Origin of the sequence: Methanosarcina flavescens (genome assembly GCF_001304615.2) — an archaeon.
Classification (GTDB): domain Archaea; phylum Halobacteriota; class Methanosarcinia; order Methanosarcinales; family Methanosarcinaceae; genus Methanosarcina; species Methanosarcina flavescens.
Map to the genome: position 1 here is coordinate 819,023 of NZ_CP032683.1, position 12,579 is coordinate 831,601.

Sequence of the window (12,579 nt, forward strand, 5' to 3'; positions counted from 1 at the left end):
GGGGACTTAAATAACAGGAAGTTAAAAGAAAATTACAGACTCTGGTGCAAAGAATTGGTGAATAATTTATGAGTAAAACACCACTGGTATCAATAATTTTGCCGACATACAATAGAGCATCCGTTCTTGGAGTCTGTATTGAATCCATCTTAAACCAGTCATATACCAATTGGGAGCTCTTGATTTCAGATGATTGTTCAACTGATAAAACTGTCGAGGTAATAAAAGATTACATGATCCGCGACCCCAGGATAACCGGTATGTCACATGAACACAATCTGGGTCTCCCGCGCAATAGAAATACAGCTCTCTTTGCAGCCAAAGGTCAACTGGTGTTTTTCATTGAAGACGATCTGGTTCTGCACCTGAACTGCTTAGAGGAACTTGTCAGCACTTACAACTCCTTTGATACACATAATATCGTTATTGTTCCAAGATTGATAGAAAACACAAATCCAGATAAGGAAGCTGTCAAACGCGATGTTCCATTTTATGTAAATAAGTTCACTGGTGAAATTTTTAACAATTATGGACAGGATTCTGGAAATGTTATAGAAGTAGAGATGGGGCATGCCTGTTGCTTGTACCCAGCAAAACAGTTACAGTCTATAGGCGGGTATGAAGAAAAAGCCTATAAGGGCACATACTGCCGTGAAGAAAGCGACCTGAACATGCGGCTAATTAACAAAGGATTTAAATTTTACTTTCAGCCGGCTGCGGTAGCAGACCACAACAAAGTTAGTACAGGTGGTTGCAGACTATCCGGGCGCTTGAGACAGACCTATTTTTATGCAAGAAATCATATTATCTTTTTATTAAGAAATTTCGGGATTAAATCAACATATATGATACCCTGTTTCCTGATAGTATTAAGCCGCAGAATATTAATTAATAATTTATTTTCAAAGTCATCCTGAAATAACTTGAAACTTAGAATTGTACTAATATTTATCTTAGATTTACATAAATAAAAATAAACTGAGATTTGTATTAATATAATAAAAGTAATAATTATCCAGAAGAGATTTAAGAGTAATAGAAAATGTTTTATTTATTAACTAAATTCTTCAAAAACTGAAGCAGTTACTTTCCCAGAACTAAATTTCTATATTTTGAGCAGAAATTCTCACAGTTAAAATTCATTTTTGCATATTTGTAAGCTTCAGTAGAAATTTTTTCCATTAAATGCTCATTTGAGGCAAGTTCATTTATAACATTACATACGTTTTTTACAATAAGACCTTCACTTTCATTTTTTATAAGAAAACCGTTGTATCCATTACGAATATGCTCTGATATACCTCCTACATCGGTGCTTATAGTTACGACGCCATGAGCCATTGCTTCCATTATAACTAAAGGAAAACCTTCATACCTCGATACAAGCAGCAATATATCAGAATTATCGTATATTTCTGAGACCCTTTTTTCGTCTGCAATCTCCCCTAAAAAATTACAATACTTTCTATGTTCTTCGGGAATTGAATTTATAATATCTCCTACTAAGATAAATTCAACTGGCATCTCCTTTTTATGGCAGATCTGGGAAATTTCTCCTATAAGGTGTACCCGTTTTTCTTCAGTACCACGACCTACGTACAGGATTCTCAGTGTATGTCCGTTCTTTTTCTTTCTTATTTTTTTTGGAATCTGTACACAATTTTCGATTAAAAAAATCCTATCATTCATTTTCTCAGTAATACCATTTGAATGGTACTGGTTCTTCAGATCATTCAATGTCCGCGTATTAATGACAATTCTTTTATCTAATCTATTAACATAGGGAAGGCTGAAGTTCTCAATTCCACCCCCAAAAGCGTGTATGAGGTCTATACAGCGAATTTGCGGGTCTAAATATGGTAGCAGCCTGTAAAAGAGTAGATTATTACATCCAAAAACCGTGCAATTTTTATTACTATTGAAAACTGTAGATAATACGCCAACCCAGAAGTAGATCAAGAGAGGATTGTTCAAATAACCAAGATTAAATATTTTAGCGTTTTGCATAAATTGCTTTTTTAATGCAGAATTTTTTGATTTATCCGCAAAAAATACGATAGGGTTATACTCTTTAAGGCAGCCAGTAATTTTTAGATGAACTTTTTCGGCTCCTCCTATATGATAGAAAGGAAAAAGGAAAAAAAGTTGTGATCTAAAAAATGGAGTAAAGAATGAGCCTGCAAATTTACCAGCTAGTATAAGAGGTTTCTCAAGAACTCTCATTACATACGGAAATATTTTCTTTAGAATACTTGTTATATACACGTATAAAATATTTTTTGACAAAGAGTAGGCCACCAATATGCTACTAATTTAACTATTGTATCTTTTAATAGATTTATATGATTTTTTATGCAGATCAGATGAATTCTAAACACAAAAAGATTTTTTTCTTATTTGAGTTTCATTTCTACTAGCAGAAGATAGAATAAGGTTAAAGCTTGAGAATACTTTAATTTTGCAATACTCATATTACCTGTGAACTATTCCTTTAACCAGAATTAGATCATAAATGCTCTTTTTATATTATCAATCAAAAACGCCCTCTCTAAACAATAAATCATTGCATATTACAATAAACTTAAATTTTTAAGTTTTGAAAATATAATATAAATTAATATTTTAATTCATACGTTTAAAATATATATCTTAATTTGAATATTTATCAATTATAGAAAGCATTTCTGCTACCACATTTTCCTCTCTATACTTTTCACTTACAGATATCGCGTTTTTTGAAAGCTTTCTATAAGTTTCAAAAGACTCAAAAACCTGCTTCATTTTTTCTGCAATTTCCTCAGAGTTAACTGAAGGTGTATAACCATTGTAGTTATTAGTTATAAATTCGGGCATTGCGCAGTGATTTGCTCCTATAACAGGTAATCCAAAAGCCATCGCTTCAAAGAATACCTTCCCAAATGGTTCAAATCTAGAAGGCATTACAAACAATGAAGAACTCATATACATATCACTTAATTCTTTTGAACTTATGTTGCTATAAAATTCAACTTCAGGAATGCGATTTATGGACTTTTTAACCTGCTTTGGTAATAAATCCCGATTCGTTACAATTCTTAATTTCATATTTTTGAATTCATCTTTTATCTGTTGAAAAGCCTCTATAACAGCATCAATTCCCTTTCTAATTCCATCTTTACCTATGAATAATAATACAGGATTCTCGAATCTTTCCCTAAGAATTTCCTCGGTAAGTTTTACTGTAGAATATCTGTGCCCTATTCCTGTAGTAAAAACTTTTTGCGGTTCACTGACATATGAACAGATACTCTTCCTGATCCATTCACTTGAAACAAATATACCTGCAGCGTTTTCGTAAACTTCTTGTTGAATTTTTTTATTTTTTTCCAGTATAGATATTGGGATTCTATCAAGCATATAAGTTGTTCTTCTCTCTTTTCTCCATTTTAGAACTGTATTCGTATCAAGATCCTGAAGAGTAAAATAGGGAGTTTTATGAAATATAGCAAGGTGCCCAATTGTAATTATCGAATCTGGTTTTGAATTTGATTCATAAAATTTCAGCGCTTTTTTTTCACAGGCTCTATAACGTCTTGGATGAATAGAATTCCGGAGGGTATAAACCCCTTTTTTGTCAAAATGGAGATAAGACAATTTGGAAAGATATTGGGTGATAAAGCTCTCATTTTCAATCGGATTGACATTACATGTGTTGTGGAGTAATCCCAGCTTTTTCAATGTTGTTGCGAGTTCATAAGGAGTTGCACTCCATACATTTGGATCCCAGCAATCACCTTCACAATATAAGTCAATTTTTCTCATCAAAATCCAATACTCCAAATATTATATACTTCGTTTTTACTTGTAGATCAATAGTTCTTATATTTTCTTACACAGATATTATAAATCAGGCATGGATCAAAATTTATTCTTTTTAAAACTCCTTAAAATAAGTCATATTAATTCACATAATATATAAAAAGAATGTTTTCTTTTAAAGGGAACTTATCTTCTCATTAGATTGTGTAAGAGCTTTTTTATATATACATATAAGAGAAACTTTTTTGCCAGACCTAAGTATTTTCTGTTAACTTTATCGACACTTTCATTTTCAGCCCATGAAATGAAAGATTTCAAAACATTAGCTTTTAAGTCCCAATAAGGAAGACAGAAAGCTCTTATGCTATTTTGAGGATCGTCCCTATATATTAACAAAGGTTCATTTACAAAAGCAAAGTTTGTTAACGTAGCTATTCTCAACCATAAAGCATAATCCTCTCCTACTTTTAATTTGGGATCTTCTGGAAAGTAATTAGATTTCTCTACAAGCTCTTTCTTAACTAAAACTGAACTGCAGATAATGCAGTTATCTTTAAGGAGTAAAGGAAAAGATATTTGATCCTCAAAAATGTCATCTACATATTCTCCTGTATATTCCTGTGATGGTATATACCGTATTGCATTAGTACATGAGGCATCACATCCAATTTCTGTAGCATGTTTGAACTGTTTTTCAAGTTTTTCTGGCAGCCATTCATCATCACTATCCAGAAAAGCTAACCATTCACCTTTGCTTGCTTTAATTCCTATATTGCGAGGAATTGATGCAAGCCCATCTTTGCCACCTTCTATCCACCGCACGCGAGGATCATTTATCGAATTAACAACCTTTTGATCGGGTGAACCGTCAACCCCACATACTAAGACTTCATAAGGAGAAAGGGTCTGGTTTAAGGCGCTTGAAATAGCTTTACCCAGTGTTTCCGCTCTATTCCAAGTTGGAATAATGACACTAATTTCAGCCATTATTTTTCACATTTATATGGTTCTTGTAAGCAGTTTCTACAAAGCACATCTTATAAGCCATATATAATTAATTTCATATTATATAGGAGGGCAGTATACAATTTGAAAAGCTTAGGATATTAAATGACTATGTTCGTACTTGCCTTTCTCCCTAAATTCGGTTGTGAGAAAAAAGGAATGATTATCGAACTATCTCCATCACTCTTATGTTCATTTACAGGTTAACAGTGGCAAGATGGGACCAAATAATAAGATCCTACGCACTGATTTTAAAAGATTATGAAGAGTTCCAAATCAGGAAGATTTTTCAAGAGCATTGTTATTGTACCAGGAGTAGAGTAAAATCATATAGATTTTTTATAGAAGTGAGGAAAACTTCTCCAAATCATTAATTCCTAAAATTTGTATTAGGCATATAAAATATAAATATTGATTCACAACCAACCTGGCCAAACAAAACCTATACCAATTTTCTCCACTATATCTCTCATTTCAGTGTACACTTTTTTATCGAACTTCAATATCAAGAGACCATATGTCATTCCGCCGAAAACTACCGCCAGTATCGTAACCCAGATATTACTAAGCGGTATGAAAAAACGATACCCACCAACAAGAACTCCCATCACAATCGAAGATATCATAATATTCGACAGATTCTGATGTTCCAGTCTTACTGTAATATATCTGGATAAAACACGCCAGGCGAGTAAGGCATTCAATGTCATTGTTGCTAGCGTCGCTATTGCTGCGCCATTTATTCCAATGAGCGGGATTAGCAATATGTTCAATAAAATATTTGCCCCAACTCCGATTGCCGTAACTTTAAATGATTCCTGGGGATGATCTAGAGCATCCAGATACATCGTGAAAAAGTACTGGAATACATTAACTATCTGTACGGCAAGGAGTATTATCAATGTATGATAGCCACGGGCAAAGTCTTCACCATAGAACGAACCTAGTAAACGATCGCCCAGCAGTACACCACCCACGAATACTGGAATTGCCAGTATCAGAGAGTAGCTAATTGCACGTGACAGTGACTCCTCTACAAGACGGATCTCATTGGTCTTGCTCCAATGGCTGATTCTGGGCCAAAGAGTCATCCTTATTGCGGTTGAACTAAATGCGGCAATAGCTGTGAACTGGAATACTACCCTGTAGATACCTACATCTTCATTACTCATGAAATATCCGATAAAGATCGTGTCAGCCTGTGAGAATACAAGCACTCCACTAGATGTCAAAAATAGCCAGAATGAAAATATGAATAGACTTTTAATATGATCCCATTTGAAACGCACAAAATGCAGGTCAAAAAAACGGAATTCGATTATTGCTGCTCCGATGATACCAGCTACCATGCCCCCGGCCAGACCTGCAGTTTCATATCCGAGGTATACTGCCGGGACCTGGAATATGACACGTAAGATATTGCTTATGCCTTCACAGGTGTTGCGTATTCCCATTTTACCCTTGCCGGCAACTCCGCTGGAGATAGGGCCTGCAATCATTGACACTAATAATGATATCAGTAACCAGACAAACATTCCTGAATCAGTAAGATCTGCGAAATAGTCTTTAAGGGCAAGTAAAATCAGTACTCCAGTTATCGTGAATACTACTCTCAATGCAAAATATGCGCTAAAATATGCATTGGATTCTTCACCTTCGCTGATGCGTTTAACTGCAGCTCCGCCAAATCCACCATCAGTAACCATGCCGATAATACCATAGTATGCTAAGAACAGGTAATACGATCCAAGTATTGAAGCACCTACAGTGCGTGCGAAATATATGGTGCTTAAGAAGCCTATGGCTGTCAATGCAATCTGCCAGAACAATGATACTATGCTCTGGCGCTGGATAGGATCGATTTTCAAGATATTCGAAAAAATAGCAACTATGTTAAACACGGTCCAGAAGGTCAGTTTGTTTATTGGCTAGGTTTCATGAGTTGTTGCTTACGATTTTTCTTATTGATAGTATAATTTTTGAGTAAAAATAGTTTAGATTTCTAGCAAAATCAATACTATTTTCACTTCATATAAGCCTCAAAAATCTGCCCAAGTAATTAGTATTCTTCGCAGATACTATTTTTACTGTAATAAATGTAAGTTTTGAAGTACAATTTTTACCCATGAACCTTATCTCGTAATTCCAGCTTATATATAAATCTGATACCTATCCAGCACTGGAGCCTGTTCATTTTCTCCCATAGGCATCATCAAACCTGACAATGTCCGCTTCATCTACAAGTTCACCTAACTGTACTTCAATGATCTCAAGCGGGACTTTCCCCGGGTTTGACAATCGGTGCTTTTCTCCTGCTCTGATAAAGGTACTTTCTCCCGGTCTCAGGAAAGATTGCTGCCCGCCAACTTCCACACAGGCCATACCTTTGACAACCACCCAGTGCTCACTCCGATGATAATGCAGCTGGAGGCTTAACTTATGGTTGGGAAGTACAGTAATATTTTTAATCTTATGTTCTGCAGAGGCTTCAAGTAGGGTATATGAACCCCAGGGCCTGTAGACGGTCTGCCCAATGTCTGCCCTTTCATCCTCCCTGTCTTTAAGTGTGGTGACAATATCTTTTACCTTCTGACTGCTTGATTTAGGACAGATCAATAGAGCATCACTGGTATCGACAACGACCATATCCTTAATATCTATGAGGGAAACAATTTTGCCGCACTTTGAATATACGAGGTTTCCATCGGAATTGAGCAAGAGAGGATCACATTGATATACCACATTTCCTTCAGGATCCTTCTCAAACTCGTCATAAATTGCAGCAAAATTCCCAAGATCACTCCATTTCTGCTCCAGTTTTACAACTGCGACCCTGTCGGATTTTTCCATTACTCCATAGTCAATGGAAATGTTGTCCACACACGCATAAATCTCATTAATGTCTTTTCCGTTTTCAAAACAGGCGGAAACAGAAGGCACATGTTTTTCAACTTCTTCAAAGAAAAGCTGTGTCTCGAAAAGGAACATTCCACTGTTCCAGAGGCAGCCTTCCTGAATGTATTTTTCTGCGGTTTCCAGATCAGGCTTTTCCCTAAATTCCGAAACCCTGTAACCCGGCCCGCAGATCTCTGAAGTTTTGATATAACCATACCCAGTATGAGGAAAAGCAGGAACAACCCCGAAAGTAACCAGATAGTCCGAAGCAAGCCCTTCAGCCGAAGAGATCGTCTGCATTGCGGTTTTGTCAAGGACATGATCCGAAGAAAAGACCCCAACTACAGAGCGTCCAAATTTTTTCTCAATTTCTCTCATTCCAAAAAAGATTGCAGGAAGAGTATTCTTGCCTTCAGGCTCGATTAAGACATTTTCTGGCGGAATCGTGTACCCTATTTCCGCAATTTGCCCGATTACAAAAAATTTCTGAGCTTCATTCGTTACAACGAAAATTTCGGAAATTTCAGAAATTTCAAGGCACCGGAGGATGGTTTCCTGGAAAAGAGATGTGTTTCCAAACTTTAAAAATTGTTTTGGATACATTTCCCGGCTAAGAGGCCAGAGTCGCGTTCCTGAGCCACCTGCAAGAATTATTGATTTTATACCTGTCATCTCCTTCAATATTGGTTAAAATGAATATAATCTTAATAATTAAATTGAAAGTATATACATTATTTAAAAATAAAGAATAATACCGATACACCAAAAATACCCGATTAGAGCAATATATAACAAAAGTCATTAAATAAGCTTTGCCCGGTAAAATCTTTAATTCATTATATCTACAAATACAGGCAGGGAACTCATTTAAAAAAATGACTTACTAATAATAGAAATTTAGTTAGTTATCACTATTAAAACTGAATTTTTATAAAAATAAAACTGGCACAAAATGGAATCAGTACTAAAGAACCAGGAAGATGAAGAAACAAGAAAAATGCTTAAAAAGGAATAAAGAACAAAAAGGTTTAATCAAGCGCTTTATTAAGGTGTTTCCTGCTGTTATTCAATTCCTGCTCCGAAAAATTGATTAAGATTCTTTTTCCTCTCCAAAAAGGATCTTTCGCTCTTCCTCATCATATTTATAGCAGCTTATGAGAGGCTTTTTCTTTCCTTTGTATTCTTTGTCCTTTATAGGGTCCTGAGACTCGATGTCAGTTTTCTGCTCTATAAATGACCCTCCGGTAACTCCTTAAATTTCAAAAATCTCATTTCATCCTGACCAAAAAAAGTAAAAAAGTAAGTGGAATTGTAAGTGGAATTATTTGCAGGTATCAAGGAGCGATCTCTTCTTGCCACCCCGTGCCTCGGTAGGATGGATTGGATCGACATCAGCTACTTCTTCCCCTTCTTTTTTCTCTAATTTTTCTCCTTTTGTACCTTCCCTTCTTTCTTCAGGCATTTGTTTAACCCCCATATATTTGCAAATTCATTTCAGTTGCATTTTCCTCTTAATCCGCCTGCCAGAATAAAATCTTCCAGTCTTTATAACAAACGCAATGGAGAATTTCTCTGTCAGGTAAAAGATTTAAACTCTCAGGTTCAAATACGGCCATAAAATTTGATATACTTATGGCTATAGGCTGTACCAGTTTGCGCTATCCCTCTTCTTCGCAATCCACCCCCTGATTGAGCCTTCTAGGGATTACCCCTTAATTTATTATATCCATTAGATTTATTAAATTATTGCAGGAATGGTCAAAAAATTGAAGAATATTTAAACTCTTCTAAAAGGAAGTATTGGAAAGGCCAGCATTTAGAACTCAACAAAAATGATCCAGATAGACAAAATAATTAAAATTATTTGGGAGAATATATATCCAATTAATCAGTATAAGGAAGGCGCCCAGGTGGAAATGCTCGGGTGTGAAGAAACCCGTGAGAAGATCCGCTATCACAAAACTTATCTGTTCATTTGCTCAAAAAAATTGCTTTTTACTCAGGAAAATGTGATCTCATGGCATATAAAATACTGAAAAAAGAAGAAATTGCTCCGTCGGTGCACAGGATGATAGTAAATGCCCCTGACGTAGCAAAGGCTGCAAAAGCCGGACAGTTTATAATTCTCAGAATTAATGAGAAGGGGGAAAGGATTCCTCTCACAATTGCCGATTTTGAAAAAGACAAAGGTGAAATAACTGTAATATTTCAGGAGATGGGCAAGACTACAAAGCAGCTTGCAAAGCTTTCTGAAGGCGAATTTCTAGAAGACTTTGTCGGACCTCTTGGCACCCCTGCCGATATCAGAAAACTCGGCACTGTCATCCTTGTAGGAGGAGGCGTAGGGGTTGCCCCAATTTATCCTCAGGCAAAAGCTTATACTAGAGCAGGCAATAGGGTAATTTCCATTATTGGAGCCCGAAACAAAGATCTTCTTATCCTTGAAGATGAAATGAGGAACGCCAGCTCGGAACTGTATATTGCAACCGATGATGGCTCAAAAGGACATCACGGGTTTGTGACCGATATCATGAAAAGGATTCTGGACAGTGGCGACAAGATTGCAAGAGTCGTGATCATCGGACCCCCAATAATGATGAAAGTAGGAACCGAAGTAGCTTCTCCTTATGATGTTGAAATCCTGGTCAGCCTTAACTCCATTATGGTGGACGGAACAGGTATGTGCGGCGGTTGCAGGGTTACAGTTGATGGTAAAACGAAATTTACCTGCGTTGACGGGCCTGAATTTGATGCACGGAAAGTTGATTTCGTGGAACTTATGAACAGGCTTGCAATGTACCGCAACGAAGAGACAAAAGCCGTGGAAAAGTATGAAGAGGAGTGCAGGTGCGGACTGCACTGAGAAGGAGGGGATGAAAATGCAAGAAATACACGGAGAAAAGGCAGGAAAATCAAAGAAAGAAAGGACCCCAATGCCAGAACAGCCTGCCGAGGAGCGCATAAAGAACTTCAATGAAGTGGCTCTCGGCTACACAAAAGAAGATGCTCTTGCCGAAGCTTCCCGCTGCCTCTCCTGCAAGGAGCCAAAGTGTGTTGAAGGCTGCCCTGTGAATGTGGATATCCCGGGTTTCATCAAGCTTATCTGTGAAGAAGATTTCTCAGGGGCAATCGAAAAGATTAAAGGTACAAATGCCCTTCCTGCTATCTGCGGCCGCGTCTGTCCCCAGGAAACCCAGTGCGAAGCTCTCTGCGTACTCGGAAAGAAAGGACAGCCTGTGGCTATTGGAAGGCTCGAACGCTTCTGCGCTGATTATGAACGCCAGCAGGGGGTACAGGTTCCCGAAGTTCCAGAGCCAACAGGTAAGAAAGTAGCTGTTGTTGGATCAGGCCCGGCAGGTCTTACTGCCGCAGCAGACCTTGCAAAACTCGGCCACAAAGTAGCAGTTTTTGAATCCCTGCATAAAGCAGGCGGAGTGCTGAGTTACGGCATTCCCGAGTTCAGGCTGCCAAAAGAAATTGTGCGGCAGGAAATCGATTACATCAAGCAGCTCGGAGTTGAGTTCAAACCCAACTATATAATCGGCAGGATCAAAACCCTAGACGAGCTCTGTGACGAGTTCGATGCGGTCTTCCTGGGCACGGGCGCAGGTCTCCCAAGTTTCATGGGAATTCCGGGAGAAAACCTCAACGGCGTATACTCCGCAAATGAATTCTTGACCCGTGTAAACCTCATGAAAGCTTATGACCCTGAATACGATACAAGAGTCAGGGTCGGAAAGCATGTTGTGGTAGTAGGAGGCGGAAATGTGGCAATGGACGCCGCCCGTTCAGCCCTCCGCCTGGGCGCAGATGAGGTCAGCATAGTCTACCGCCGCGGAGAAGACGAGATGCCAGCCCGCAGGGAAGAAATCGAGCACGCTAAAGAAGAAGGCATAATCTTCAGGCTCCTTACAAATCCTGTCCGCATCCTTGGCGACGAGAAATACAATGTTACAGCCGTCGAATGCATAAAAATGGAACTCGGCGAGCCAGACCAGTCTGGCAGGAGAAGCCCTGTCCCTGTAGAAGGCTCGGAATTCACAATCCCTGCCGATGTCGTGGTTATTGCAATCGGCACCTCCCCGAACCCGATCATCTTCAAAGGCTCGGAAGGTCTTGAGCAGAACAGGAGAGGTACTGTAGTTGCAGACGAAGAAACCGGCGCAACCTCCAAGTGCGGAGTCTTTGCAGGCGGGGACGTGGTCACAGGCGCAGCAACCGTAATCAGTGCAATGGGAGCAGGTAAGAAAGCTGCAAAAGCAATTGACGAATATTTGAAAGAAAAGTGAGACCAGAGAAATCTGGTTTCTTTTTAATTTAAGTGTGAAAGCTGCTAAATTCTGCGATATTTTACTTTTTTGAATCAGGCTGAGTAAAATCTCAATTATTTAAATATGCATCTCAGTTCTGCGTCCTTTTAAACTCATAAAACCTATCGATTATTTCTTTTGTCGTTCTGGAAAGTTTGATTTCCGAATTCGGAGAATAATAATCTATGTATTTTACCTCGTTGAGTGGTCGCGCAATACCGCTTGCCTTTATCAAATATACGGTGTGGTAGTCTTTAAAGTAAATACCTGAGTATGCTCTTTGCACATGCCCTGCATGCTCGAAAAGAAATCTGGCATCAGTTACAATTAATCCTGTTTCCTCTTTCAGTTCTCTAACAACCGCTTGAGTAATTGATTCTCCTTTATTTGTCCCTCCCCCGGGGAGAACATACAGTCCTCTCCTACCAGCAACTACCAGTATGCCCCTGGGAGTTTCGATAATTGCGGTGCTTCGTCTTCTTTTCCTTATCTTTAGCATGTAGTACACTTCTCAACAGCAGGTCTTATTCAAAAGATAAGTAATAGAGCATCAGAGGTTTGAGAATTTAGA

Annotated in this window: 11 protein-coding genes; 4 read left to right on the plus strand and 7 right to left on the minus strand. The window is 38.0% G+C overall.

Annotated features, from left to right (window positions below; genetic code table 11):
- Positions 1–68: 68 nt before the first annotated feature.
- Positions 69–917: a glycosyltransferase family 2 protein gene (locus AOB57_RS03580; protein ID WP_054300066.1), complete on the plus strand. Its 849-nt coding sequence runs from the start codon at positions 69–71 to the stop codon at positions 915–917.
- A gap of 166 nt (positions 918–1,083) precedes the next feature.
- On the opposite strand, the gene AOB57_RS03585 is transcribed toward AOB57_RS03580, so the two are convergent.
- The 4 genes from AOB57_RS03585 to AOB57_RS03600 all read right to left on the minus strand — a co-directional run bounded on the left by AOB57_RS03585 (position 1,084) and on the right by AOB57_RS03600 (position 6,641).
- Positions 1,084–2,286 (minus strand): glycosyltransferase family 4 protein, encoded by a 1,203-nt coding sequence (locus AOB57_RS03585; protein WP_054300067.1) that lies wholly within the window; start codon positions 2,284–2,286, stop codon positions 1,084–1,086.
- Positions 2,287–2,649: 363 nt separating this feature from the next.
- Positions 2,650–3,801, minus strand: coding sequence for a glycosyltransferase family 4 protein (locus tag AOB57_RS03590; protein WP_054300068.1), 1,152 nt, complete (start codon positions 3,799–3,801; stop codon positions 2,650–2,652).
- A 183-nt stretch (positions 3,802–3,984) separates the two neighbouring features.
- Complete coding sequence (locus AOB57_RS03595; RefSeq protein ID WP_054300069.1) at positions 3,985–4,785, minus strand: glycosyltransferase family 2 protein; 801 nt, start codon at positions 4,783–4,785, stop codon at positions 3,985–3,987.
- A 434-nt stretch (positions 4,786–5,219) separates the two neighbouring features.
- Complete coding sequence (locus tag AOB57_RS03600; RefSeq protein ID WP_226999674.1) at positions 5,220–6,641, minus strand: flippase; 1,422 nt, start codon at positions 6,639–6,641, stop codon at positions 5,220–5,222.
- Between AOB57_RS03600 and AOB57_RS14435 the strand changes: the two genes are divergently transcribed.
- On the plus strand, positions 6,571–6,735 hold the full coding sequence (locus tag AOB57_RS14435; protein ID WP_226999730.1) for a hypothetical protein: 165 nt from the start codon (positions 6,571–6,573) through the stop codon (positions 6,733–6,735). The two genes, AOB57_RS03600 and AOB57_RS14435, sit on opposite strands and share 71 nt — an antisense overlap.
- A gap of 258 nt (positions 6,736–6,993) precedes the next feature.
- Here the strand turns inward: AOB57_RS14435 and AOB57_RS03605 are convergent, their stop codons facing one another.
- Both AOB57_RS03605 and AOB57_RS03610 read right to left on the minus strand, forming a co-directional pair.
- Complete coding sequence (locus AOB57_RS03605) at positions 6,994–8,370, minus strand: mannose-1-phosphate guanylyltransferase/mannose-6-phosphate isomerase (RefSeq protein ID WP_054300071.1); 1,377 nt, start codon at positions 8,368–8,370, stop codon at positions 6,994–6,996.
- Positions 8,371–9,019: 649 nt separating this feature from the next.
- Positions 9,020–9,160 (minus strand): hypothetical protein, encoded by a 141-nt coding sequence (locus tag AOB57_RS03610; RefSeq protein WP_167829531.1) that lies wholly within the window; start codon positions 9,158–9,160, stop codon positions 9,020–9,022.
- Between the two features lie 555 nt (positions 9,161–9,715).
- Between AOB57_RS03610 and AOB57_RS03615 the strand changes: the two genes are divergently transcribed.
- A complete protein-coding gene (locus AOB57_RS03615; RefSeq protein WP_054300073.1) occupies positions 9,716–10,561 on the plus strand; it encodes a sulfide/dihydroorotate dehydrogenase-like FAD/NAD-binding protein in 846 nt (281 codons plus the stop codon).
- 16 nt (positions 10,562–10,577) lie between these two features.
- The gene (gltA, locus tag AOB57_RS03620; protein WP_054300106.1) at positions 10,578–11,987 is read left to right on the plus strand and encodes an NADPH-dependent glutamate synthase; all 1,410 of its coding nucleotides are present in this window, start codon (positions 10,578–10,580) and stop codon (positions 11,985–11,987) included.
- 112 nt (positions 11,988–12,099) lie between these two features.
- On the opposite strand, the gene AOB57_RS03625 is transcribed toward gltA, so the two are convergent.
- Entirely contained in the window at positions 12,100–12,507 is a 408-nt protein-coding gene (locus AOB57_RS03625) for an NUDIX domain-containing protein (RefSeq protein ID WP_054300074.1), read from the minus strand.
- Positions 12,508–12,579: the final 72 nt, after the last annotated feature.

Coding starts and splice junctions, on each gene's coding strand:
- AOB57_RS03610 (WP_167829531.1), bottom strand. CDS start 9,160: ATGCCTGAAGAAAGAAGGGAAGGTACAAAAGGAGAAAAATTAGAGAAA.
- gltA (WP_054300106.1), top strand. CDS start 10,578: ATGCAAGAAATACACGGAGAAAAGGCAGGAAAATCAAAGAAAGAAAGG.
- AOB57_RS03580 (WP_054300066.1), top strand. CDS start 69: ATGAGTAAAACACCACTGGTATCAATAATTTTGCCGACATACAATAGA.
- AOB57_RS03595 (WP_054300069.1), bottom strand. CDS start 4,785: ATGGCTGAAATTAGTGTCATTATTCCAACTTGGAATAGAGCGGAAACA.
- AOB57_RS03605 (WP_054300071.1), bottom strand. CDS start 8,370: ATGACAGGTATAAAATCAATAATTCTTGCAGGTGGCTCAGGAACGCGA.
- AOB57_RS03625 (WP_054300074.1), bottom strand. CDS start 12,507: ATGCTAAAGATAAGGAAAAGAAGACGAAGCACCGCAATTATCGAAACT.
- AOB57_RS03615 (WP_054300073.1), top strand. CDS start 9,716: ATGGCATATAAAATACTGAAAAAAGAAGAAATTGCTCCGTCGGTGCAC.
- AOB57_RS03590 (WP_054300068.1), bottom strand. CDS start 3,801: ATGAGAAAAATTGACTTATATTGTGAAGGTGATTGCTGGGATCCAAAT.